We start from the raw sequence: 20,572 nt of genomic DNA, 5'->3' as shown, positions 1-20,572 counted from the left end.
TACATTCATTATAGTGCAGGTCACGGCTTGGAGCGCGCTATGTCAAACTGGCTGAACAGGAACACAGGCGAGATCGTTGTTGCAGGATTTGTACTGCTCATCGGTGCGGCGTTTACATCTGTGTATCAGCTTGGGCGTGGAAACGAGAAACTGGACCGCATTTCCATAGCAGTCAAAGAGAACGGCGACGCCGTTGCCGCCTTGCGAATTCAGATGAATGATGGACTTGATCAACTTTCTCAACGTGTTGACGCACGCCAATCGGACTTGAGGTCAATACTGGTCTCAACAGGAACGCTGGGGCGAGACGATACGTTTTACGCTGCCGTGATCAAGGACGACATCTGGGTGTTCCCAAACGAAGGCTTGCGCGCCGAGTTGCTGACAAAGGGTTACACGGCGGAACAAGCCACGAGTTTCCTTACTGGATTCAAGATGCTTCCTGCGTCTGCGGTGCAGTAGCGGCCGCTTCACCCAGCGTATGTCGGGTGAAACAGCCCGCCCGGGGACAGCGTGAAGATCTCTGCCCCGTTTGCCGTCACGCCGACCGAATGCTCGAACTGCGCTGACAGCGACTTGTCGCGTGTGACGGCGGTCCAGTCGTCGGCAAGAACCTTGGTCTCGGGGCGGCCGAGGTTCACCATCGGTTCGATGGTGAAGAACATGCCTTCCTCCAGCACCGGCCCGGTGCCCGCACGGCCATAGTGCAGCACGTTCGGCGGTGCGTGGAACACGCGGCCCAGCCCGTGCCCGCAGAAATCGCGGACCACCGACATGCGCTGCGCCTCGACGAAGCTCTGGATGGCGTGGCCGATGTCGCCGAAGGTGTTGCCGGGGCGGACCGCCTCGATGCCCGTCATCAGGGCGTCGTGCGTCACCTCGATCAGCCGCTCGGCCTTGCGCGGCAGCTTGCCCGCGACGAACATCCGGCTGGTGTCGCCGAACCATCCGTCCACGATCACCGTGACGTCGATGTTCAGGATGTCGCCGTCCTTGAGCTTCTTGTCGCCGGGGATGCCGTGGCAGACGACATGGTTCACGCTGATGCAGCTTGCGTGCTGGTAGCCCTTGTATCCGATCGTGGCCGAGGTCGCGCCCTTGGCGGCGACCATGTCGGTGATCTGCCGGTCCAGATCGGCTGTCGAGGCGCCCGGAACGACCTGCGCCGCGATCTCGTCGAGGATCTCTGCCGCGACGCGCCCGGCACGGTGCATCCCCTCGAAATCCGAGCGGTCGTGGAGGCGAATGCCGTACTTGGTCAGTTTGCTGCGGGTGTCGTCCAAGCCGAATTGTCCTTCCATGCCGGTACAGATATGCAAGTTCGCCCGCGGGGTCCAGTCATCGCGCCCCGCGAAACGCGCGCCGCGTGCGCGCTGTTTCCGCTAGGGAAAGTCACCGGAACTTCATGGGAATCCCCTTTACCGCGCGCCGCTGGTAGGGGCAGACTGCCGCAGCCACAGGAAAAGGGCGACGACATGCTGAGACTTGCGATCGCGGTGGCCATGGCAGTGACCGCAGGCGGTGCGCAGGCCGGATCGTGCCTGCAGAAAGTTAGAAACCTGTATGCCACCTCGCTTCATGCCTACGAACGCCCGCCCTACCGCAGCGAGAAATCGGTCTACGATGACGATGGCAGCCTGCTGCATGTCATCGTGTCCACGGTCGAATCGCCGGTGCGCACCATGTCGGGCGTGCCCGGCGACGCCGTCGCTCTGGTGATCGACCGGCAGGTCTGGACCGCCCCCGGCCCGAACGGACCATGGGCCGAGGCGCCATCGAACTTTCCGCCAGACCGCCGCGCTGCATTCGACCGCGCCCACGCGCAGCAGATGGCCAACATCGAGGATCCCGTCTGCGAGGGGCTGGTCGAGATGGATGGCGCGACCTACGAGAAATACGGCTTCAGCACGCGCACCGATCCCGACCCCGAACAGGGCGGGCTGTTCTTTGGCGAGCGATCGACCGTCTACATCGACCCCGAGACGCGGCTTGTGATGCGCTGGGAACAGACCGATTTCGTGTCGTCCTGGTCCGCCGACCCCGACCCGCAGCTGCATGTGACGACATTCGACTACGACGAAACGATCCGGCTGGAGCCGCCCCAATCCTGAGGTCCATGATGCGCGCTGCCCTTGTCCTGTCCGTAGTCCTTCTTCCGCACATCGCGCTCGCCGACGACTGCCGCGACCGGATCGCCGCGCTGTATGACGGCGGCGCGATGGACGATGCCGCGCGGCCCCCGCACCTGCTGGAACTGCTGCAATACGCCCCCGATGGCAGCCTGTCGGAACGCTCGACCGGGCCGGTGATCGACGGAACGCATTACCAGCTTTGGTCCGAGACCGCGAAGATGGGCGTTCTCTATATCGGAACCGAGGTCTGGTATCGCATCGGGGCAGAAGATGCCCCTTGGGGCTCCAGACAAGAGATGCCCGAAGTCCGCGCCGAGGATCTGGCGCGGCAACTGGCCGAGAAGGCAGGCAGCATCACCGAGGCGGAGTGCCTTGGCCAGATGACCGCCGAGGACGGCGGCGTCTTCGAGGTCTACCGCTGGCGTGTGTTCACCGAAACGATGGAGGACTACGGCGGCGGCGTGAACGGCGCGATACACGAGGCTTGGGTCGATCCCGGCTCGGGCCTTCTGCGGCGCCGCCAAGACACCGAGGTCGTCACGCCGTGGCAGGCCGAACCGGACGGAAGCTGGACGGTGGCAAGCTACACCTACGATCCGTCGATCACCCTCACGCCCCCGGCGGAGTGACCTGCATCGCATCGCCCATGACGATCTGCGCGGTGGAAATCCGCGTGCCATAGGCAATCGTCTCGACCCCTGCCGCCTGCGCCCGCACAAAGGCGGCGGCATAGCCGGGGTCCAGATCGTCCGCCAGCCGGAACCGGGCGCAATCGTCGCGCTGCACCAGATACAGCATCACCGCCCGATGCCCCGCGCGCACCATGTCCGCCAACTCGTCCAGATGCCGCGCCCCGCGCGCGGTGACGCAATCGGGGAACTCGGCCCAGTCGCCGCTGCGCCGCAGATGCACGTTCTTCACCTCGACATAGGCATCGGGCAGCCCCGGTTCGGTCAGCTGGAAATCGACGCGGCTTTGTCGCCCATACTTCACCTCTGGCCGGACGGTGCCATAGGCGGCAAGGTCCGGCACAAGGCGCGCGGTCAGAGCCTCTTTCACCACGCGGTTGGGCACGGCGGTGTCGATCCCCGACCAGTGCCCGCCCGGCAGTTCCGACAGCCGCCAGCCGTATTTCAGCTTGCGCGCGGGATCGTCGTTCGGTTCCAGCCAGATGCGGCTTCCGGGCGCATCCAGCCCCATCATCGAGCCGGGGTTCGGGCAATGCGCGGTGATCTCGCGCCCGTCCTCTTCCAGCACGCAATCGGCAAGAAAGCGTTTGTAGCGGCGGATCAGCCGCGCAGGCACGAGTTCCGTTTGAAAGCGCATGAGCGCCGACCTATACCGCAGCTTATCCACACTCAAGAAGGCGCAAGGCCATGTCCAACCCTACTGCGGCGATGCTGGTGATCGGCGACGAGATCCTCTCTGGCCGGACGCGCGATTCGAACATGAACCACCTGGCGAAACGCCTGACCGACGCGGGCATCGACCTGCGCGAAGTGCGGTTTGTCGGGGACGTGCGCAAGACCATCGTGCAGGCGGTCAAACGCCTGTCCACGCGCCATGACCATGTCTTCACTTCGGGCGGGATCGGCCCGACCCACGATGACATCACCGCCGACTGCATCGCCGAAGCCTTCGACATGCCGATCGATGTGCGCGCCGATGCCCGCGAGGTGCTGGAGGCGCATTATGCCAAGACCGGGTCCGAGTTGAACGAGGCGCGCCTGCGGATGGCGCGCATTCCCGACGGCGCCACCCTGATCGACAATCCGGTCAGCGCCGCGCCGGGATTTTCCATCGGCAACGTGCATGTCATGGCGGGCGTGCCCGCCGTGTTCGAGGCGATGGTTGAAAGCGTGCTGCCCACGCTGACCGGCGGCACGCCGCTGACCTCGGTCTCGCTTCGGATCGAACGGGGCGAAGGCGACATCGCGGGGCCGCTCCGCACCTTGGCCGAGGCGAACCCGGACCTGTCCTTTGGGTCTTACCCGTTCAACATGAACGGCCGCTACGGTGCGAACATCGTGATCCGCGGCGTCGATCAGGTGCGCGTCATGGAAGCGCGCGAGGCTTTGGCCGCCCTGTTCCCCGGTGAGGCCGCGTGACCGGCGCGGTTGACCTGCCGACCGCCGGCTGGCTGGGCGCGATGGATGCCACCTGGTGCGCCGCGCGGCAATGGCGCGACGGGCCGTGGACGATCCGCGACGGTCAGGGCGGCGGCAAGCGCGTGTCGGCGGCGACCGCCGAGGCGCCGTGGACCGCCGCCGATATCAACACGGCAGAGACCGCGATGCGCGCCCTGGGGCAGGCGCCGCTGTTCCGGGTCTCGCCTGCCGAGCAAGACCTCGACACGGCACTTGCCGCGCGCGGCTATGTCATCCTCGACCCCGTGGTGATCTACGCGATGCCGGTGGCCAAGATGGCCGCCGAGCCGATCCGCCGTGTCTCGGCCTTCCAGATATGGCCACCGCTGGCGATCATGCGCGATCTGTGGGCAGAGGGCGGCATCGGCCCCGACCGCATCGCGGTCATGGACCGCGTGGCCCCGCCCAAGACCTCGATCCTTGCCCGTGAACGCGACCGCCCGGCAGGCGTCGCCTTTGTCGCCCGCGATGGGGGCCGCGCGCTGATCCATGCCATCGAGGTCACGCCGGAGCTGCGCCGCGCGGGCGTCGGGCGCAACATCTTGCGGATGGCCTGCCACTGGGCCGCGGCGAATGGCGCGGACTGGCTTGGCCTTGCCGTCACCCGCGCCAACGAAGGCGCGAATGCCCTCTATGCTTCCCTCGGAATGGTCCCTGTGGAACAGTATCACTATCGCCAGTTGCCAGAGTGAGACCGACACCGTGACCGACCGCAAAGACCGCGTGACCGCCCTTGATCTGCCGATGGTCGATCCGCTGCCCGAGGCGACCGCGAAGTATTTCCAGGTCTGCGAGGACAAGCTGGGCATGGTCCCGAATGTGCTCAAGGCCTACGCCTTCGACATCGACAAGCTCAACGCCTTCACCGCGATGTACAACGACCTGATGCTGGGCCAGTCCGCGCTGACCAAACTGGAACGCGAGATGATCGCGGTGGCTGTGTCGTCGGAAAACCGCTGCTGGTATTGCCAGGTCACCCACGGGGCCGCCGTGCGCGCCCTGTCCGGCGACCCGGTGCTAGGCGAGCGGATGGTGATGAACTACCGCACCGCCGACCTGACGCCGCGCCAGCGCGCCATGCTCGACTTTTCGGTGAAGCTGACGAAGGCCAGCGCCACCATCGAGGAACCCGACCGGCAGGCGCTGCGCGATCAGGGCTTCACCGACCGCGATATCTTTGACATCGCCAGCGTCGCGGCCTTCTTCAACATGACCAACCGCGTCGCGTCCGCGATCGACATGCAGCCCAACGACGCCTACCACGCGCAGCACAGATGATCCCGGCCGCCGTCATAGCCACGGCGCTGATCCTGTCCGCCGCGCCCACCCTTGCCCTCACGCTGGAGTTTCCCGCCCGCGCCGTGCCCACCGCCGACGCGCAATCGCCGCTCGGCAGCCGCCCCGTCGCCGTGTCTCCCTATGGCGAGGACGGCGTGCAGATGCTCGACGCCGAGGGCGCGGTGGCGCAGCAGGCCTGGCGGATCGAGAACGACGGCCTGACGACGCTGCAGATCCTCGCTCCCCTTCGCGCGCAGATCGTCGCGGCGGGCTTCGAGGTGCTGTTCGAATGCGAGACGGACCGCTGCGGCGGCTTTGACTTCCGCTATGCGCTCGACACCCTGCCGGAACCCGAGATGCACGTCGATCTCGGCGATTTCCGCTATCTCGCCGCGCGGAACACCGGCGCGGGCGCGGACGACTACATCATGCTGCTGGTCAGCCGCTCTGCCAACGCGGGCTTCGTGCAGATGACGCGCATTGCGCCCGATGCGGCGGACCTGCGGCTGATCGCGTCGACCAAGGCGCCGCCGCCCGCGCTGGCCTCGGCGCTGGGCCTGCCGCTGATCGACCGCCTGCGCCGCAACGGCCACGCCACGCTGGAGGACCTGACCTTTCGCACCGGCGCGTCGGAGCTGGAGCGCAACCGCTACGCCACGCTCGAAGACCTCGCGCGCTTCCTCAAGGGCGCCCCGCAGCGCCGCGTGGTCCTTGTCGGCCACACCGACGCGACCGGAGCGCTGGACGGCAACATCGCCCTCAGCCGCGCGCGGGCACAGTCGGTCGTCGACCGGCTGGTGACGGACTACGACGTCCCGCCCGAACAGCTGTCCGCCGAGGGCGTCGGGTTCCTGGCCCCCGTCGCCAGCAACCAGGACCCCGCTGGACGGACCCGCAACCGGCGGGTGGAGGCGATCCTGGTGGGGGAGTAGCGCGCGCAATCAAAAGTTGATCAATTTGCAAGCCACTCGTAGTGTTGAAACGGCAGCTACAGGTGGTTTGAGATGGACCCTTTCGTTATCGGTATGCTGGCATGGATTGTGTCAGCCCCAGTTTTTTTGATCCTCTATCTTGTTACTCGCGGCAAGTTGCGATCCCTACGCAAGACGCAGGCTGACCTTGAAGTTTCTTCAGAGAATACGCTGAGAGAAGCTGAGGCAAAGATGAAGGCGTTAAGCGAAAAGTATGACTGGATCACTTCCCGCGAAGCTGAGATTGACCGCTTGGAGAAAATCGCATCCCAGATTAGCAGGGAGATTGATGAGCTTCGCGGCTCATATAAGGAAAAGAAGGCTGTTTATGACCGCTTGAAGCATGAAGTGGCACTCTTCGATGAAAGTATAGCCTTCGCGGAACTCGGAATTTATGAGCCCCACTTTGATTTTGGTGACACAGACGCTTTCAAGACGGAGATCAACAAGGTTCGTGCAGATCAGAAGGTAATGGCATCTTCGAAGACAGCGACAATTTGCCCAACAAATTGGACGCTAGATGGGAGCAAGTCGAAGGGAGCGGCAATGATGAATAGGCAGATTCGCTTGACGCTCCGCGCCTTTAACAATGAGTGTGAGTCCGCGATCGCAAATGCCCGTTGGAACAACGTGAATGCGATGGAGAAACGCATTCTGAATGCTGCGAAACAAATCAATGCAGCAAATGACTCAGTGAAATTATCGCTCCATGATAAGTACGTAGCCTTGAAGCTTGATGAACTTCATCTGACACACGAATACCGTGAGCAGCAAAAGCGCGAGAAAGATGAGCGCGCAGAGCGTGCACGCTTGGACAGGGAAGAAAAGAAACTCCAAGCTGATGCGGCTGCTGCCGAACAAGAGGAAAACAGGTACCAGTCTATGCTAGACCGGGCACGCGAAGAAGCGGGTGTTGACGAAGCAAAGATCGCTGAATTGGAACGGGCACTGGCTGAGGCTCACGAAAAGGCTGAGCGCGCGAGATCTATGGCTGAGATGACGAAATCAGGTTACGTTTACATTATCTCAAATGTTGGCAGTTTTGGCGATGAGGTCGTCAAGATTGGCTTGACGAGGCGGCTAGACCCTGATGATCGCGTCCGGGAACTCGGTGACGCAAGTGTCCCATTCACATTTGATACACATGCAATGATTTATTCTGATGAGGCTCCCATGCTTGAAAGCGCCTTGCATCGGGAGTTTGAGGACCGACGTGTTAATGCATCAAACATGCGCAAGGAGTTCTTTCGCGTGACCCTCGAAGAAGTAGAAAGCGCAGTCCAGCGCCTTGCATCGACCGCTGAATTTTTTAAGGATCGCGAGGCGCAAGAATGGCATGAAACTCTATCGCGAAGAAACCAGCTACTTGAGGCGAAAATGACAGAGATAGCTTTGCCAGAAAGCCTCTAGTTTGCTGCTATTGTCTTGAGAGAATTAAGTCGTAAGTCCGCCCGCTCCCCCTCACCACACATCCGGCCCCTTCTCGGCGAACCGGTGCACCAGGAAGTCGATGAAGGCGCGGACCTTGGGTTGGGTGAAACGGCCCGGCGGGTAGACGGCGTAGATGCCTTGCGTCTCGACCGGCAGTTCGGGGATCGCCTCTTCCACCATCCCGGCGGTCAGCGCGTCGGCGTAAAGGTAGCTGGGCAGATACGCGATGCCGAGGCCCGAGATGGCGGCGTTGAGCAGCGATTGCCCGTCGTTCACCGACAGCCAGCCCGCCGTGCGCACCTGGCGCTTTTCGCCCGAGGGCGCGGTCAGCTTCCACATGTTGCCCGACGACTGCGCGGAATAGTGCAAGAGCTTGTGCTCGTTCAGATCGTCGATCTTCTGCGGGCGGCCGAACTTCTGGAAATACCCCGGCGACGCGATCATGCGCTTGGTCGTCTCGGTCAGTTTGCGGGCGCGCAGGGTGCTGTCTTCCAGCTCGCCGATGCGCACGGCCATGTCGAAGCCTTCCGAGATCAACTCGACGTAGCGGTTGTTCAGCACCATGTTCACGGTGATCTCGGGGAATTCGGCCAGGAAGTCCCCAAGGATCGGCGACAGGTGGTTTACCCCGAAATCCGTGGCGACCGAAATCCGCAACAGCCCCGACGGCGCGGATTGCATCGACGTCACCAGCGCGTCGGCCTCGCCCGCGTCATTCAGCACGCGGCGCGCACGGTCGTAGTAGGCCAGCCCGATCTCGGTCGGCGATACCCGGCGCGTCGTGCGGTTCAAAAGCCGCGCACCCAGCCGGGCCTCGAGCGACGAGACGTGCTTGGAGACGGCGGATTTGGAAATGCCCATCTTCTTGGCCGCGTCGGTAAATCCGCCCTGGTCGACGACCGTCGCAAAGGCCTCCATTTCGGTCAAACGATCCATATTCTCACCCGATCTGTCCCTTGGCCCCTCACTGACCCGGTATCGCGATCAATCGGGGCAGGAATTGGGAAGGGGCAGGACAATAGAGCGGTAAGTTCAGGATCGTTTGGCGGCGGGAAACATGGAAACGATGTGTGGCGGGGGCCTGCGTTACCCGGCCTGGTTCAGATGCTGCGCCACACGGCCGACATCGTCGCCGTAGCGGATCAGAAGGTCGCGAACTTCCTGCCCCTCGACGCGCAGAAGGCTGACGCCCTCGATGATAAGGTCGAACATCCGGCCCCGCCCGCTTTGGTCGGAGACGCGGAACGCCAGCTCGAACGGCGCCTGCCCGCGCAGCCGCACGGTGGACCGCACTTCGTACTGGTTTTCGCGCAGTTGCGCCGCGCCGGCGATGTCGATCTGCGCCCCGATGAATTCACGGAACCGGCGCCCGTACTTGCGCGAGATGTAGCCCGCAAAGGCATCCTCGAAGGCGCGGCGTTCGGCGGCGGACGCATTCACGCCCCGCCCCAGCGCGAACTGCGCGATCACCGGGACATCGGCGAAGCGTTCGAAATACGCCTTGAAGCGCCCCAGCATCTGTCTTTCGGACTGGCCGGAATCGATGATCGCCTGCAATTCGGCAATGGCCTGCTGCACCAGTTGCGTGGCCTCGGCCTCGGACATGGCGAGCGCGGGTCTGGCCACCATGACGGCTGCGGCAGAAGAGGTGGCAAGAAACAGGCGGCGGGTCAGGGGGCTATTGCGCATAGGGGTCCTCGTATGGGTCGGGTGCGCCCCCGGCAGCGGGGGCATAGGGGTCAAAGCCGCCGCCATCCGCGTAAGGATCGCTGGACCGTCCCTGACCGCCAAGCTGGAACCGGCGGCTTTCGAGATACAGGAGACGCGCCTGTGCATAGGGGTCCGCCGCATCGAGGATCAGCGCATCGAACGTGGCATCCGCCGCGTTGCGTTGTGACAGCGCAGAGCCGATGTTGGCGGGCACCGGAATGAAGCGTTCCGGCGATCCCAGCACATAGGACAGCGGGTTGGTGAAGGCGTCGACGAAGATGCCGACGGCGTCGCGCTCGGTCGATGGGCCAAGGATGGGCAGGACGATGTAATTGCCCTCGCCCGCGCCCCAGACATGCAGCGTCTCGCCGAAATCGGAGGGCCGCGCGTCCAGCCCGGTCGCGCCCATCGGATCAAAGATGCCGCCGATTCCGATGGTCGTGTTGAACAAGAGCCGCGTCACGTTCACCACCGCATCGTCGAGGTTCGCCTGCAACAGGTCGTTGACGATGTCGCTGGGCAGGGCGGCGTTGGCGGCGAAATTGGAAATCCCGCGCTCGACCGGATCGGGCAGGCTGCCGCCATAGCCGCGCGCCGCGGGTCCGACGATGGCGCGGTCAAGCCGCAGGTTCTCTTCAAAGACGCCGCGGTTCTGCGCCTCGTAAGGGTCCGACATGCCCGCGCCCGGCCCGCGCGCACAGGCCGAAAGGCCGATCGCGGCGATCAGAACGACGGCTAGGGGGCGAAGCATCGTGGTCATGGAACCTGCTGCGGTGTCTCGAAACGCTGTGTCTTTGATCGCTACATAATAGGCCGAAATTGGGAAGCCGCAGCGAATTTGCGGAACTTGCGGCGCCTGTGCCCCTTTTGCGACAGGTGAATCGGCACTGCAATGCTCCGGTTTCGCTGTTCCTAACGCAAGCCGAAGCCGCTAGGGTCCGGCCAAACCGCAAGATCGCAAGGAATACCCCCATGTCCACATCCATCGAGGCCCGTCTGGCAGAGCTTGGCGTCACTCTTCCCGACGCGCCAGCCCCCGCCGCCAACTATGTCCCTTTCGTGATCGTGGGCAGCACCGTCTACGTCTCGGGCCAGATCTCGCGCGATGACAGCGGGCTGATCACCGGCAAGCTGGGGCAGGAGCTGGACGTCGAGGCCGGTGCCGCCGCCGCGCGCACCTGCGCCATTGCGCTCCTGGCCCAGGCCAAGGCGGCCTGCGGCGGCGATCTGTCCAGGCTCAAGCGGGTGGTCAAGCTGACCGGCTTCGTCAACTCCACGCCCGATTTCACCGACCAGCCCAAGGTCGTCAACGGCGCCTCGGATTTCCTGGTCGAAGCGCTGGGCGATGCCGGGCGCCATGCCCGCTCTGCCGTCAGCGCTGGATCGCTGCCGCTGGGTGTCGCAGTCGAGATCGAAGGCATTTTCGAGATCGCATGACCGCGCTGCCCGCCGCATTCCTGCATGCGCCGCTTGCGCACCGCGCCTTGCACGACAAGGCGGCGGGCCGCCCCGAGAATTCGCGCGCGGCGGTCCGCGCTGCGGTGGCGAAGGGCTACGGCATCGAGATCGACGTGCAACTGACTGCCGATGGCCGCGCCGTGGTGTTTCACGACTATGACCTTGGCCGCCTGACCATCGAAACCGGCCCGCTGCGCCAGCGCAGCGTGGCCGAGTTGCAGGCGATCCCACTGATGGGCGGCACCGAATCCGTGCCGACCCTGACCGATATCCTGGCCGAGGTTGGGGGCCGCGTGCCCGTGCTGATCGAGGTCAAGGATCAGGACGGTGCGTTGGGTCCGGATGTGGGCGCGCTTGAGGCTGCGGTGGTCGAGGACATTGCGGATTACGCCGGTCCACTTGCCGTGATGTCGTTCAACCCGCATTCGATGGCGGCGATGAAGCGCCTTGCGCCCCATGTGCCGCGCGGGTTGACGACCTGCGGCTACGACCCCGCCGAGTGGCCGACGCTGCCGCCAAAGACCTGCGAGCGGCTGCGCGGCATCCCCGATTTCGAGCACTTGGGCGCCTGTTTCATCAGCCATCAGGCCAGCGATCTGGACCGCCCGCGCATCGCGCAGATCAAGTCCGATGGCGCTGCGGTGCTGTGCTGGACGATCCGCTCGGCGCAGGCCGAGGCCGAGGCGCGGCGCATTGCCGACAACGTCACCTTCGAAGGCTACGCCGCCCCGATCCCCGCGCCTTGAGGGACACCTTGACGGACTGGCGGCGGGGGCCACGTTACGACCGTAATCAGCCCTGAAAGCATCATGCGCGACGCTGCCATCGAGATCACCGTTCTGGGATCGCTGTCCGACATTGCGCCCGAGGAGTGGGACGCCTGCGCCTGCCCCGAGGCCGCGGACGGCGGCCCGCCGAACGATCCCTTCACCACCCACCGCTTCCTGTCGGCGCTGGAACGCTCTGGCTCTGTTGGCACCGGCACCGGCTGGTCGCCCCGCCACCTGGTGGCCCGGCTGGACGGCACGGTGATCGCCGTCGCGCCGCTCTATGCCAAGACCCACAGCCAGGGCGAATACATCTTCGACCACAGCTGGGGCCACGCCTACGAGCGGGCGGGCGGGCGCTATTACCCCAAGCTGCAGATGGCGGTGCCCTTCACCCCTGCGACCGGGCGCCGCTTTCTCGTGCGGCCCGGGCTGGAAGAGGTGGGGCAGGCCGCGCTGGTGCAGGGCGCGGTGCAGATCGCCGCCGAGAACCGCCTGTCCTCGCTTCATGTCACCTTCTGCACGCAAGACGAGGCGCAGGCGGGCGCGGCGATGGGCCTGCTGCACCGCGTCAGCGACCAGTTCCACTGGGTGAACCGGGACTACGTCGATTTCGACGCCTTCCTTGGCGATCTGTCCAGCCGCAAGCGCAAGACCATCCGCCGCGAACGCCGCATCGCCAACGACTTCGGCGGCACCATCCACGCCTTTACCAGCGATGCGATCCAGCCCGAGCACTGGGATGCGTTCTGGCGCTTTTACCAGGACACTGGCGCGCGCAAATGGGGCACGCCCTACCTGACCCGCCGCTTCTTCGACGAGGCGCAGGAAACCCTGCGGGGCGACATCCTTCTGGTGCTGGCCCAGCGGGACGGGCAATGGGTCGCGGGCGCGCTGAACATGATCGGGCGGGGCACGCTCTATGGCCGCTACTGGGGCTGCACCGAGCATCACGACTGCCTGCATTTCGAATTGTGCTATTACCGCGCCATCGACTTCGCCATCGAACACGGCCTTGCGACCGTCGAAGCGGGTGCGCAGGGCGAACACAAACTGGCGCGCGGCTACCTGCCGACCGCCTGTCATTCGCTGCACTGGATAGCCGACGAGGGTTTCCGCGACGCTGTCGCGGAATACCTCAAGGCGGAACGCGTGGCCGTGGACCAGGAAATCGAGGTCCTGACCAGCTACGGCCCGTTCCGCAAAACAGGAGACGAAGACCCATGACCGAGAAACTTGACCAGCAACACCTGCGCAGCGCACTGGACGACCTGGAACCGGCGGGCTGGACGCTGTCGAAGGACGACACCGCCATCGCCAAGACCTTCACCTTCAGGAACTTCGTCGAGGCTTTCGGCTGGATGACCCGCGCCGCGATCCACGCCGAGAAGATGAACCACCACCCTGAATGGTCGAATGTCTACAAGACCGTCGAGGTGACGCTGACCACCCATGACGCGGGCGGTTTGACCGAACTGGACGTGAAACTGGCCAAGGCGATGGACAAGCTGGCGTCCTGAGAAGGGGGAACGCCGCTTGCGGGCATTGAGCCCGCTGCGCGGCGTGCGAGACGGTTCCCTCTCGCGCTCTCCCGAGTATTTCGGGACCAAAGATGGAAAGGGGTCCGGGGAAGCATGGCGGCCCCGGACCTGTATCTCAGAGCGCGGCCACCATCGACGCGCCGCCCGAGTGATCGCAGGTGCCCGGGCTTTCCTCGGGGTGGAATACCGTGACGACGCCGTCCTCGGCCGCCAGCGCATAGCGCTGCGAGCGGTCGTAGAACCCGGCGGGCGGCGCGGTAAAGGCCAGCCCCAGCGCTTTGGTGAACTCCGCGCCCGCGTCGGCCAGCATGGTGATCCCCGCCGCCGCCGCGCCGGTTGATTCCGCCCAGGCGTTCATCACGAAGGGGTCGTTGACCGACACGCAGATCACCTCGTCCACGCCCTTGGCCTTCAGGTCGTCCATGGCGGCGATGAAGCTGGGAACATGGGCGCTGGTGCAGGTGCCGGTATAGGCGCCCGGCAGGCCGAACAGGACGACCTTGCGATCCTTGAACTTGTCGGCGATTTGCACCTCTTCGGGGCGGCCACCGGCCCCCAACTGCAGAACCGTCGCCTCGGGCAATGTAGCCCCCACTGTGATCGACATTGTTAACTCCCATAACAATTTGCGCTTCCGTCCCGACGGGATATAGCCTGTGGACGGACAGACACCAGACGGGAGAACAGGCGGATGGACAAGATTGTCGTCGTTGGAGCAGGGCAGGCCGGGCAGGCGCTGGTCGCGAAACTGCGCGCGCTGAAGTTCGAGGGCGAGATCACCCTGATCGGCGAGGAACCCGTGCCACCCTACCAGCGTCCACCCCTGTCCAAGGCCTATCTCTTGGGCGAGATGCCGCTTGATCGGCTCTACCTGCGGCCCGCGCAGTGGTATGCCGACGAACGCATCGACCTGCGGACCGGCGCCCATGTCACCGGCATCGACCGCGCGCACAAGCGTATCAACATTGGCGACGACCATATCGCCTATGACCAGCTTGCACTGTGCACCGGATCTGTGCCGCGCCGTCTGCCTGCTGTCATCGGCGGCGATCTGGACGGCGTCCATGTGGTGCGCACCCTCGCCGACGTGGATGGCATGGCGCATGAATTCCGCGACGGCGCGCGTGTCCTGATCGTCGGCGGTGGTTACATCGGGCTGGAGGCGGCAGCCGTCGCCGCCAAGAAGGGCCTCAAGACCACGCTGGTCGAAGCCGCCGACCGAATCTTGCAACGTGTCGCGGCGCCTGAAACCTCGGGCTATTTCCGCGACCTGCACAGCGCCCGCGGCGTCGACCTGCGCGAAGGCACCGGGCTTGACCACCTTGCAGGCGACGGCCGGGTGTCGAAAGCCGTGCTCACCGACGGCACCGAGATTGACGTGGATTTCGTCATCGTCGGCGTCGGCATCGCGCCCAATGACGGGCTGGCCGAGGCTGCGGGCCTCGCTCTCGACAACGGCATCCGCACCGATGCTCAAGGCCGCACGTCCGATCCGGCGATCTGGGCGGCGGGCGATTGCGCGTCGTTCCCGTGGCAAGGCAAGCAGATGCGCCTCGAATCCGTCGGCAACGCCATCGACCAGGCCGAAGTCGTCGCCGCCAACATGCTGGGCGCGAACGCCGACTATACCCCGAAGCCGTGGTTTTGGTCGGATCAGTTCGACGTCAAGCTGCAGATCGCGGGCCTTGGCGCGGGCCATGACCGCATCGTGACACGCCCCGGCGACACGGGGTCGGTCAGCCACTGGTACTATGCGGGCGACCGCCTGATCGCCGTCGACGCGATGAACGACCCCCGCGCCTACATGGTTGGCAAGCGCCTGATCGAAGGCGGCAAGACCGCCGATCCCGCCGCCGTCGCCGACCCCGCCACCGATCTCAAGGCGCTGCTCAAGGCCTGATGCGGATCATCGGCGGCGCGCATCGCGGGCTGACGCTCGCCTCGGTCGGCAAGGGAGACGTGGGCGCGCACCTGCGCCCCACCACCGACCGCGTGCGCGAAAGCCTGTTCAACCTTCTGCAGAACTACGACGATCCGGTGACGGGTGCCCGGGTGCTTGACCTGTTCGCAGGCACCGGCGCGCTGGGTCTAGAGGCCCTCTCGCGCGGCGCGGCGCATGTCACCCTCGTCGATGACGGCGTGAAAGCAGGCGCGATCATCCGGCAGAACATCGGCAAGATGCGCGCAGAGGACCGCACGCGCCTGATCCGCCGCGACGCCGCCCGCCTTGGCCCTGTCTCGGCACCCCCCTTCGATCTGGTGTTCCTCGATCCGCCCTACGGCGCCGATCTTGGTGCCCGCGCGCTCGCCGCTGCCAGGGACGGCGGCTGGCTCGCCGCACATGCCCTGATCGTCTGGGAAGAAGCGACCGCCCAGCCTGCACCCGAAAGCTTTGCTCTGGAAGACACGCGCCGCTACGGCGACACCCACATCACGATCCTCTGCCACCGGGGGTGACGCCGGGGGGGTGACACGGCACGCCTCCGCGCCTTACCCTCGATCCCATGACCACGATGCTCCTCACCGACTGGCTGGCCACCGTATTCGCGCCGCAGGACCAGCCCGCGCGCCCGAAACGCACGCCGCGGAAGACCCAGCCGCTCCTGATGGGCGATATCCTGACGGCCCGCCTGGACCATCCGGACTTCCTGCGCCGCTGGGCCGAGGATGCGGGGCCAAAGGCAGACTGATCCCCTGCTCCATCTTTGGTCCACAAATACCTCCGGGGGGTCTGGGGGGCAGAGCCCCCCAGCCGGGTCCGGCCAGCGTCAGCGGCCGGACACCCGCGCCCGCCACAGCGTGAACAGGCCCGCCGCCACGACGATGCCCGCGCCGACCGCCACATGCGTCTCGATCACCTCGCCGAACACCACCAGCCCCAGCGCCGAGGCGAAGACCAGCTGCAGGTAGGCGAAGGGCTGCACAGAGGATGCCTCGGCCACCTCGTAGCACTTGATCAGCGTCCAGTGACCCGCCGCGCCGGTGATGCACAGCGCGGTCATCCAGGCCCAGTCATGCGCTGTCATCGGCTCCCAGAACCAGATTCCGACGAAGGTCATCGCCACGGCGCCGGTCGTGCCGGTCCAGAAGAACGAGGTGGCTGCGCTGTCGAGGCGCGCCGCATAGCGGGTGAGCAGGCCATAGAGCGCGAACATCAGTGCCGCGCACAAGGGCACGATCGCGGCGGGCGTGAAGACGCCAAAGCCCGGCTGCAGGATCACGATCACGCCGACAAAGCCGACGCCGATCGCCGCCCAGCGGCGCGGGCCGACGTATTCGCCCAGCACCGGCCCCGACAGAGCCGCGATCAGAAGCGGATAGGACGCGAAGACCGCGTGCGCCTCGACCAGCCCCAGCAGCACGAACCCCGCGACCATCACGCAGATCTCGGCGGCCAGCAGGAACCCGCGGAACGCCTGCAGGATCGGCTGTTTCGTCGCCGCCGCGGCGCGCAATCCGCCCGCCTGCCGCGACGCCACCGTCATCACGAAGGCCGCGAAGAACCAGTAGCGGATCATCACCACCATGTAGACGTTGTATTCCCCCGCCAGATAGCGCGAGATGCCGTCCTGCATCGCGAAGATGAAGGTCGTGGTGACCATCAGCAAAATGCCGAGGCGGGTGTTCTGTTCGGTCATGGGGGCGGTCTCAGGGTGCCGGCACTCATATGCCGCTTTCGCCCGTATCCCGGCAGGCGGGCAACGTCAAACCCGGCGGCGTCCAGCGCGCGGCGCACATGCCCAGCCGCCGTATAGGTGGCAAAGGTGCCGCCTTTTGCCGTGCGCGCTGCAACGCCCCGCATCAGGTCCGGCCCCCACAGTTCGGGGTTCTTCGCGGGGGAAAAGCCGTCAAGGAACCACGCATCCGCCGCCCCGTCCCAGTGCGCCAGCGTCTGCCGCGCGTCGCCCGGGATCAGCGTGAAGTGCAGCGTGTCGGTCAGTGCCTCTGTCGCCCCGGCTTCAATCGCGTTCAGGACCCCCGCCAGCGCCTTGGCTGTCCCCGGGAACACCTCGAGCGAGCGGTGCATCTCGGGCACGGCCAGCGGATAGGCCTCGAAACTGGTAAAGCGCAGGCGCCCCGGCGCGCCATGCTCGGCCCAGGCCATGCAGGCCACCGCCAAATTCAGCCCGGTCCCGAACCCAAGTTCGGCAATGTGAAACCCGTCCCGGAACCGCGCCGGCAGACCATTGCCGGACAGAAAGACGTGCCGGGTCTCTTCCAGCCCGTTCTGCATCGAGAAATACGGATCGTCGAAGCGGTGCGACACCGGCGTGCCGTCGCGCCACTCAAGCCCCGCCTTTCCGGTCATCGCCATACCCCCTAGAACGGGGGCGACACTGGGCCGGGGGCAGGGCAATGGCAAGGATCGACGTGACGGTGCATGGCGCGGGCATCTTCGGGCTGTCCATCGCCCATGCCTGCGCGGCGCGCGGCGCGCGGGTGCGCGTCATCGACCCCCACGGTATCGGCGCGGGATCGTCGGGCGGGATCGTCGGCGCGCTCGCCCCGCATACGCCCGAAAACTGGAACGAGAAAAAGCAGTTCCAGTTCGACAGCCTCAGGATGGCCGAAGCGTTCTGGCGCGGTGTCGATGCCCTGTCGGGGCTGTCTTCGGGGTATGCGCGGTTGGGACGGGTGCAGCCGGTCGCGGATGCGCGTGCGCTGGAGATGGCCCATGCCCGTGCGGTTACAGCGGGCGATCTCTGGCAGGGTCATGCCACATGGGACGTGATCGCGGCGGGCGGCGATTGGGAACCGGCCAGCCCGACGGGCTGGCTGATCCGTGATACCCTGACCGCGCGTCTGCATCCCCGGCAGGCCTGCGACAGCCTTGCCGCTGCCATCGTTGCCCAAGGGGGCGAGATCACGCAGGACGGCGCGGACGAGGGCGCCGTGGTCTGGGCGACCGGTTGGCAGGGCCTTGCCGCGCTGTCAGAGGCGTTCGGCAAGACAGTCGGCGCAGGTGTGAAGGGGCAGGCAGCGCTTCTGGCGCTTGACCGGCGGGGTCAGCCGCAGCTTTTCGCGGACGGCGTCCACATCGTGCCCCATGCTGATGGCACCACCGCCGTCGGATCCACCTCGGAACGGGAGTTCACCGCGCCCGCAAGCACGGATGCGCAACTTGACGATGTCGTCGCAAAGGCCCGCATGCTTTGTCCCGCGCTGGCGGATGTCCCTGTGATCGCCCGCTGGGCCGGGGTCCGCCCCCGCGCCAGAACCCGCGCCCCGATACTGGGCGCCTGGCCAGGGCGACCCGGACATTTAATCGCCAACGGCGGCTTCAAGATCGGCTTTGGCATGGCGCCCAAGGTGGCCGAGGTGATGGCGGACATGGTGCTGGACGGGCACGGTGCGATCCCCGAGGGGTTCAGGGTCGAGGCGAATCTCTGACACGCTCTGGCCCCAAGGCCAAAACCTTGATGAAGGGCCGCGCCCGAGCCTGGGAGGGCGCGGGAACGGAACTTCAAAGCGAAACCTGCGCAGATCGCACACCAGCGGTTCGGAGCGGGACGGCACCTATGCGCCCTCCCGGGGGGAGGGTCGGGCGCGGCCGGCTTGCGCGGGCCAGACAACGCTCGACCGGGCGCCTACACCTTCACACCTTCGCCTTGAACGGCGCCATCCCCGCGCGCGCCAGCGCATCCGCGCGCTCGTTCTCGGCATGCCCGGCGTGGCCCTTGATCCAGCGCCATTCGACCGTATGCCGCCCCCGTGCCGCGTCCAGCCGTTGCCACAGCTCGGCATTCTTCACCGGCTTCCGGGTCGAGGTCTTCCAGCCGTTGCGCTTCCAGCCGTGAATCCACTCGGTCACGCCGTTCTTCACATAGGCGCTGTCGGTGACGATCGTCAGCACCGAAGGCCGCGACAGCGACTCCAGCGCGCTGATCGCCGCCATCAGCTCCATGCGGTTGTTCGTCGTCTCCGCCTCGCCCCCCGACAGCTCCCGCTCCTTGACCACCGCGTCGCCCTCGCGGGCGATCAGCAGCACCCCCCAGCCACCGGGGCCGGGGTTTCCAGAGCAGGCGCCGTCGGTATAGGCGTAGAGGTCAGGCATGCGCGAAGACCATCAGCCACTCGGACTCCTCGCCGCTCAACCCGCTGCCGGTGCCGGTGACGACATCGCCCACCTTGAAGCCCGCGGTGCGCAGCATCAGGCCGATCTCGTCCTCGGCATAGAAGGTCGTGTAGCGCCCCAGCCGGTCGCGCCGCTCGCCCTCGCCGGTCTTCAGCGTCACCGCCAAAAGCCCGCCGGGTTTCAGCGCGCGGAACAGCCGCTTGAGGTTACCCGCCATCTCGACGCGCGGCGCGTGGTGCAGGCTGAACGCCGCCCAGATGCCGTCATAGACCGCCTCATCCGTCATCATCGAATAGTCCGAGCGCGTCACCTCGATCCCGTAGGCCTCGCGCGCGATCTGCGCCATCCCGCGCGAGGCGTCGATGGCGTCCACGGCAAAGCCCTGCGCGGCAAGGAACGCCGCCGCGTGGCCCGGCCCGCAGCCCACGTCCAGCACCCGCGCACCCGGCGTCAGCGCCTTGGCAAAGGCGGCCAGCGTGTCGTCGCGCGCGGCGGAATCGCCGATCATCTCGGCATAGCGCGCGGCTTCGCGGTCGTAGGCGGCAAGGGTTTCTGTATCTGCAGTCATCTCAATACTCCTGTGGCAAGGCACATGATGACGACAGCGCTAAGCGGGATCCGAAGCTGCATCCACCAGCGCGGGGCAAGGCCCTGTCGCCAGAAGGTCCAGTCGAGCCCCAGCAGTCCGATATATCCCGCGATCAGGATGATCGCAGCAGACTGCGCGCCGCCGCCCACGAAGAAGAACGCCCAGAGCGCCGGCACCACGGACAGCGCGTATCCCGCAGTCGCGGTCGCACCCTGTCCCCTGGCGGCGAAACCCCAGAGCACACCGGACATGAAGGCAAGGATGATCGTGCCGTAATTCAGCAGCACGAAGGGGCCGATAAAGCGCGGCCCCAGCATCCGCATCCCGAATTCCGCCGCCTCGACCGAGACCAGCGTCAGCGCGCCCCAGACGAAAGGGAGAAGCCCCGCCAACCCAAGGATCAGCGCGCCACGCGGGATGTCATGTCCGAACATGGGGGGTATGTAACGTATGTGGCGGGGGATGGAAGGGG

At 65.7% G+C, this 20,572-nt stretch carries 27 protein-coding genes; 16 read left to right on the top strand and 11 right to left on the bottom strand.

Translation table 11 applies throughout. The features are described 5' to 3' along the window. Positions 1-39: 39 nt before the first annotated feature. Positions 40-462, top strand: coding sequence for a hypothetical protein (locus KTJ87_RS13000; RefSeq protein WP_267139551.1), 423 nt, complete (start codon positions 40-42; stop codon positions 460-462). A gap of 8 nt (positions 463-470) precedes the next feature. Here the strand turns inward: KTJ87_RS13000 and map are convergent, their stop codons facing one another. Then, positions 471-1,283 (bottom strand): type I methionyl aminopeptidase, encoded by an 813-nt coding sequence (gene map / locus KTJ87_RS12995; protein ID WP_267139550.1) that lies wholly within the window; start codon positions 1,281-1,283, stop codon positions 471-473. Positions 1,284-1,475: 192 nt separating this feature from the next. Here map and KTJ87_RS12990 point away from each other — a divergent pair, with 192 nt between their 5' ends. Further along, complete coding sequence (locus tag KTJ87_RS12990) at positions 1,476-2,111, top strand: hypothetical protein (RefSeq protein WP_267139549.1); 636 nt, start codon at positions 1,476-1,478, stop codon at positions 2,109-2,111. Positions 2,112-2,119: 8 nt separating this feature from the next. Beyond that, positions 2,120-2,761 carry a hypothetical protein gene (locus KTJ87_RS12985; RefSeq protein WP_267139548.1) on the top strand — a complete coding sequence of 214 codons (642 nt, stop codon included), beginning with the start codon at positions 2,120-2,122 and terminating at the stop codon, positions 2,759-2,761. Here KTJ87_RS12985 and sfsA read toward each other — a convergent pair. Then, complete coding sequence (gene sfsA / locus KTJ87_RS12980) at positions 2,742-3,458, bottom strand: DNA/RNA nuclease SfsA (protein WP_267139547.1); 717 nt, start codon at positions 3,456-3,458, stop codon at positions 2,742-2,744. The genes KTJ87_RS12985 and sfsA overlap by 20 nt on opposite strands. Positions 3,459-3,508: 50 nt before the next feature. On the opposite strand from sfsA, the gene KTJ87_RS12975 reads away from it, so the two are divergent. The 5 genes from KTJ87_RS12975 (at position 3,509) to KTJ87_RS12955 (ending at position 7,938) form a co-directional block, all read left to right on the top strand. Continuing rightward, positions 3,509-4,240, top strand: coding sequence for a competence/damage-inducible protein A (locus KTJ87_RS12975; protein WP_267139546.1), 732 nt, complete (start codon positions 3,509-3,511; stop codon positions 4,238-4,240). Positions 4,241-4,281: 41 nt separating this feature from the next. Then, positions 4,282-4,971, top strand: coding sequence for a GNAT family N-acetyltransferase (locus tag KTJ87_RS12970; protein ID WP_267139660.1), 690 nt, complete (start codon positions 4,282-4,284; stop codon positions 4,969-4,971). Between the two features lie 10 nt (positions 4,972-4,981). Beyond that, positions 4,982-5,557 carry a peroxidase-related enzyme gene (locus tag KTJ87_RS12965; RefSeq protein WP_267139545.1) on the top strand — a complete coding sequence of 192 codons (576 nt, stop codon included), beginning with the start codon at positions 4,982-4,984 and terminating at the stop codon, positions 5,555-5,557. Beyond that, positions 5,554-6,489, top strand: coding sequence for an OmpA family protein (locus KTJ87_RS12960; RefSeq protein ID WP_267139544.1), 936 nt, complete (start codon positions 5,554-5,556; stop codon positions 6,487-6,489). The genes KTJ87_RS12965 and KTJ87_RS12960 overlap by 4 nt, the downstream gene beginning before the upstream one ends. A 72-nt stretch (positions 6,490-6,561) precedes the next feature. Further along, entirely contained in the window at positions 6,562-7,938 is a 1,377-nt protein-coding gene (locus KTJ87_RS12955) for a DUF4041 domain-containing protein (RefSeq protein ID WP_267139543.1), read from the top strand. A gap of 51 nt (positions 7,939-7,989) precedes the next feature. Here KTJ87_RS12955 and KTJ87_RS12950 read toward each other — a convergent pair whose 3' ends face one another. The 3 genes from KTJ87_RS12950 to KTJ87_RS12940 all read right to left on the bottom strand — a co-directional run bounded on the left by KTJ87_RS12950 (position 7,990) and on the right by KTJ87_RS12940 (position 10,429). Beyond that, positions 7,990-8,895: a LysR family transcriptional regulator gene (locus KTJ87_RS12950; protein WP_267139542.1), complete on the bottom strand. Its 906-nt coding sequence runs from the start codon at positions 8,893-8,895 to the stop codon at positions 7,990-7,992. 150 nt (positions 8,896-9,045) lie between these two features. Next, positions 9,046-9,648, bottom strand: a complete 603-nt coding sequence (locus tag KTJ87_RS12945) for an MlaC/ttg2D family ABC transporter substrate-binding protein (RefSeq protein ID WP_267139541.1) — start codon at positions 9,646-9,648, stop codon at positions 9,046-9,048. Beyond that, entirely contained in the window at positions 9,638-10,429 is a 792-nt protein-coding gene (locus KTJ87_RS12940; RefSeq protein WP_267139540.1) for an MlaA family lipoprotein, read from the bottom strand. Before KTJ87_RS12940 ends, KTJ87_RS12945 begins: the two co-directional genes overlap by 11 nt. A gap of 212 nt (positions 10,430-10,641) precedes the next feature. Here KTJ87_RS12940 and KTJ87_RS12935 point away from each other — a divergent pair, with 212 nt between their 5' ends. From KTJ87_RS12935 to KTJ87_RS12920, 4 genes are all read left to right on the top strand, one after another. Next, on the top strand, positions 10,642-11,106 hold the full coding sequence (locus tag KTJ87_RS12935) for a RidA family protein (protein ID WP_267139539.1): 465 nt from the start codon (positions 10,642-10,644) through the stop codon (positions 11,104-11,106). Further along, positions 11,103-11,873, top strand: a complete 771-nt coding sequence (locus tag KTJ87_RS12930) for a glycerophosphodiester phosphodiesterase family protein (protein ID WP_267139538.1) — start codon at positions 11,103-11,105, stop codon at positions 11,871-11,873. Before KTJ87_RS12935 ends, KTJ87_RS12930 begins: the two co-directional genes overlap by 4 nt. Positions 11,874-11,936: 63 nt before the next feature. After that, the gene (locus KTJ87_RS12925) at positions 11,937-13,121 is read left to right on the top strand and encodes a GNAT family N-acetyltransferase (RefSeq protein ID WP_267139537.1); all 1,185 of its coding nucleotides are present in this window, start codon (positions 11,937-11,939) and stop codon (positions 13,119-13,121) included. Continuing rightward, positions 13,118-13,414 (top strand): 4a-hydroxytetrahydrobiopterin dehydratase, encoded by a 297-nt coding sequence (locus KTJ87_RS12920; RefSeq protein ID WP_267139536.1) that lies wholly within the window; start codon positions 13,118-13,120, stop codon positions 13,412-13,414. The genes KTJ87_RS12925 and KTJ87_RS12920 overlap by 4 nt, the downstream gene beginning before the upstream one ends. Before the next feature lie 136 nt (positions 13,415-13,550). Here KTJ87_RS12920 and KTJ87_RS12915 read toward each other — a convergent pair whose 3' ends face one another. Continuing rightward, entirely contained in the window at positions 13,551-14,042 is a 492-nt protein-coding gene (locus tag KTJ87_RS12915; RefSeq protein ID WP_267139535.1) for a peroxiredoxin, read from the bottom strand. Between the two features lie 84 nt (positions 14,043-14,126). On the opposite strand from KTJ87_RS12915, the gene KTJ87_RS12910 reads away from it, so the two are divergent. From KTJ87_RS12910 to KTJ87_RS12900, 3 genes are read left to right on the top strand one after another with little or no spacing between them, the layout of a single operon-like run. Then, positions 14,127-15,335 carry an NAD(P)/FAD-dependent oxidoreductase gene (locus KTJ87_RS12910; RefSeq protein WP_267139534.1) on the top strand — a complete coding sequence of 403 codons (1,209 nt, stop codon included), beginning with the start codon at positions 14,127-14,129 and terminating at the stop codon, positions 15,333-15,335. Then, the gene (rsmD, locus tag KTJ87_RS12905; protein WP_267139533.1) at positions 15,335-15,892 is read left to right on the top strand and encodes a 16S rRNA (guanine(966)-N(2))-methyltransferase RsmD; all 558 of its coding nucleotides are present in this window, start codon (positions 15,335-15,337) and stop codon (positions 15,890-15,892) included. Before KTJ87_RS12910 ends, rsmD begins: the two co-directional genes overlap by 1 nt. 47 nt (positions 15,893-15,939) lie before the next feature. Beyond that, positions 15,940-16,125, top strand: coding sequence for a hypothetical protein (locus KTJ87_RS12900; RefSeq protein WP_267139532.1), 186 nt, complete (start codon positions 15,940-15,942; stop codon positions 16,123-16,125). A 78-nt stretch (positions 16,126-16,203) separates the two neighbouring features. Here the strand turns inward: KTJ87_RS12900 and KTJ87_RS12895 are convergent, their stop codons facing one another. Then, a complete protein-coding gene (locus tag KTJ87_RS12895; protein ID WP_267139531.1) occupies positions 16,204-17,073 on the bottom strand; it encodes a DMT family transporter in 870 nt (289 codons plus the stop codon). Beyond that, positions 17,070-17,744, bottom strand: a complete 675-nt coding sequence (gene mnmD / locus KTJ87_RS12890) for a tRNA (5-methylaminomethyl-2-thiouridine)(34)-methyltransferase MnmD (protein ID WP_267139530.1) — start codon at positions 17,742-17,744, stop codon at positions 17,070-17,072. The genes KTJ87_RS12895 and mnmD overlap by 4 nt, the downstream gene beginning before the upstream one ends. Positions 17,745-17,791: 47 nt before the next feature. Between mnmD and KTJ87_RS12885 the strand changes: the two genes are divergently transcribed. After that, positions 17,792-18,826, top strand: a complete 1,035-nt coding sequence (locus KTJ87_RS12885; RefSeq protein ID WP_267139529.1) for an NAD(P)/FAD-dependent oxidoreductase — start codon at positions 17,792-17,794, stop codon at positions 18,824-18,826. Between the two features lie 205 nt (positions 18,827-19,031). On the opposite strand, the gene rnhA is transcribed toward KTJ87_RS12885, so the two are convergent. Genes rnhA through KTJ87_RS12870 form a run of 3 tightly spaced genes read right to left on the bottom strand, consistent with a single transcriptional unit; the run spans position 19,032 to position 20,534 of the window. After that, the gene (gene rnhA / locus KTJ87_RS12880; RefSeq protein WP_267139528.1) at positions 19,032-19,490 is read right to left on the bottom strand and encodes a ribonuclease HI; all 459 of its coding nucleotides are present in this window, start codon (positions 19,488-19,490) and stop codon (positions 19,032-19,034) included. After that, positions 19,483-20,079, bottom strand: coding sequence for a class I SAM-dependent DNA methyltransferase (locus KTJ87_RS12875; RefSeq protein WP_267139527.1), 597 nt, complete (start codon positions 20,077-20,079; stop codon positions 19,483-19,485). Before KTJ87_RS12875 ends, rnhA begins: the two co-directional genes overlap by 8 nt. Beyond that, positions 20,076-20,534, bottom strand: coding sequence for a DUF3429 domain-containing protein (locus KTJ87_RS12870; RefSeq protein ID WP_267139526.1), 459 nt, complete (start codon positions 20,532-20,534; stop codon positions 20,076-20,078). Before KTJ87_RS12870 ends, KTJ87_RS12875 begins: the two co-directional genes overlap by 4 nt. Positions 20,535-20,572 lie beyond the last annotated feature (38 nt).

Origin of the sequence: Anianabacter salinae, from assembly GCF_019061145.1 — a bacterium.
Lineage (GTDB): Bacteria > Pseudomonadota > Alphaproteobacteria > Rhodobacterales > Rhodobacteraceae > Anianibacter > Anianibacter salinarum.
Note: the sequence above shows the minus strand (reverse complement) of the source record. Positions and strands in the feature narration are given on the sequence as shown.

What these genes read in the sequence shown, in the direction of transcription:
- KTJ87_RS12900 (WP_267139532.1), top strand. Translation starts at nt 15,940, where the DNA reads ATGACCACGATGCTCCTCACCGACTGGCTGGCCACCGTATTCGCGCCG.
- KTJ87_RS12885 (WP_267139529.1), top strand. Translation starts at nt 17,792, where the DNA reads ATGGCAAGGATCGACGTGACGGTGCATGGCGCGGGCATCTTCGGGCTG.
- rnhA (WP_267139528.1), bottom strand. Translation starts at nt 19,490, where the DNA reads ATGCCTGACCTCTACGCCTATACCGACGGCGCCTGCTCTGGAAACCCC.
- KTJ87_RS12985 (WP_267139548.1), top strand. Translation starts at nt 2,120, where the DNA reads ATGCGCGCTGCCCTTGTCCTGTCCGTAGTCCTTCTTCCGCACATCGCG.
- KTJ87_RS12935 (WP_267139539.1), top strand. Translation starts at nt 10,642, where the DNA reads ATGTCCACATCCATCGAGGCCCGTCTGGCAGAGCTTGGCGTCACTCTT.
- KTJ87_RS12945 (WP_267139541.1), bottom strand. Translation starts at nt 9,648, where the DNA reads ATGCGCAATAGCCCCCTGACCCGCCGCCTGTTTCTTGCCACCTCTTCT.
- sfsA (WP_267139547.1), bottom strand. Translation starts at nt 3,458, where the DNA reads ATGCGCTTTCAAACGGAACTCGTGCCTGCGCGGCTGATCCGCCGCTAC.
- KTJ87_RS12895 (WP_267139531.1), bottom strand. Translation starts at nt 17,073, where the DNA reads ATGACCGAACAGAACACCCGCCTCGGCATTTTGCTGATGGTCACCACG.
- KTJ87_RS12990 (WP_267139549.1), top strand. Translation starts at nt 1,476, where the DNA reads ATGCTGAGACTTGCGATCGCGGTGGCCATGGCAGTGACCGCAGGCGGT.
- KTJ87_RS13000 (WP_267139551.1), top strand. Translation starts at nt 40, where the DNA reads ATGTCAAACTGGCTGAACAGGAACACAGGCGAGATCGTTGTTGCAGGA.
- KTJ87_RS12950 (WP_267139542.1), bottom strand. Translation starts at nt 8,895, where the DNA reads ATGGATCGTTTGACCGAAATGGAGGCCTTTGCGACGGTCGTCGACCAG.
- KTJ87_RS12940 (WP_267139540.1), bottom strand. Translation starts at nt 10,429, where the DNA reads ATGACCACGATGCTTCGCCCCCTAGCCGTCGTTCTGATCGCCGCGATC.
- KTJ87_RS12870 (WP_267139526.1), bottom strand. Translation starts at nt 20,534, where the DNA reads ATGTTCGGACATGACATCCCGCGTGGCGCGCTGATCCTTGGGTTGGCG.
- KTJ87_RS12920 (WP_267139536.1), top strand. Translation starts at nt 13,118, where the DNA reads ATGACCGAGAAACTTGACCAGCAACACCTGCGCAGCGCACTGGACGAC.
- KTJ87_RS12975 (WP_267139546.1), top strand. Translation starts at nt 3,509, where the DNA reads ATGTCCAACCCTACTGCGGCGATGCTGGTGATCGGCGACGAGATCCTC.
- KTJ87_RS12915 (WP_267139535.1), bottom strand. Translation starts at nt 14,042, where the DNA reads ATGTCGATCACAGTGGGGGCTACATTGCCCGAGGCGACGGTTCTGCAG.
- KTJ87_RS12910 (WP_267139534.1), top strand. Translation starts at nt 14,127, where the DNA reads ATGGACAAGATTGTCGTCGTTGGAGCAGGGCAGGCCGGGCAGGCGCTG.
- mnmD (WP_267139530.1), bottom strand. Translation starts at nt 17,744, where the DNA reads ATGACCGGAAAGGCGGGGCTTGAGTGGCGCGACGGCACGCCGGTGTCG.
- KTJ87_RS12875 (WP_267139527.1), bottom strand. Translation starts at nt 20,079, where the DNA reads ATGACTGCAGATACAGAAACCCTTGCCGCCTACGACCGCGAAGCCGCG.
- KTJ87_RS12955 (WP_267139543.1), top strand. Translation starts at nt 6,562, where the DNA reads ATGGACCCTTTCGTTATCGGTATGCTGGCATGGATTGTGTCAGCCCCA.
- KTJ87_RS12925 (WP_267139537.1), top strand. Translation starts at nt 11,937, where the DNA reads ATGCGCGACGCTGCCATCGAGATCACCGTTCTGGGATCGCTGTCCGAC.
- KTJ87_RS12930 (WP_267139538.1), top strand. Translation starts at nt 11,103, where the DNA reads ATGACCGCGCTGCCCGCCGCATTCCTGCATGCGCCGCTTGCGCACCGC.
- rsmD (WP_267139533.1), top strand. Translation starts at nt 15,335, where the DNA reads ATGCGGATCATCGGCGGCGCGCATCGCGGGCTGACGCTCGCCTCGGTC.
- KTJ87_RS12960 (WP_267139544.1), top strand. Translation starts at nt 5,554, where the DNA reads ATGATCCCGGCCGCCGTCATAGCCACGGCGCTGATCCTGTCCGCCGCG.
- KTJ87_RS12970 (WP_267139660.1), top strand. Translation starts at nt 4,282, where the DNA reads ATGGATGCCACCTGGTGCGCCGCGCGGCAATGGCGCGACGGGCCGTGG.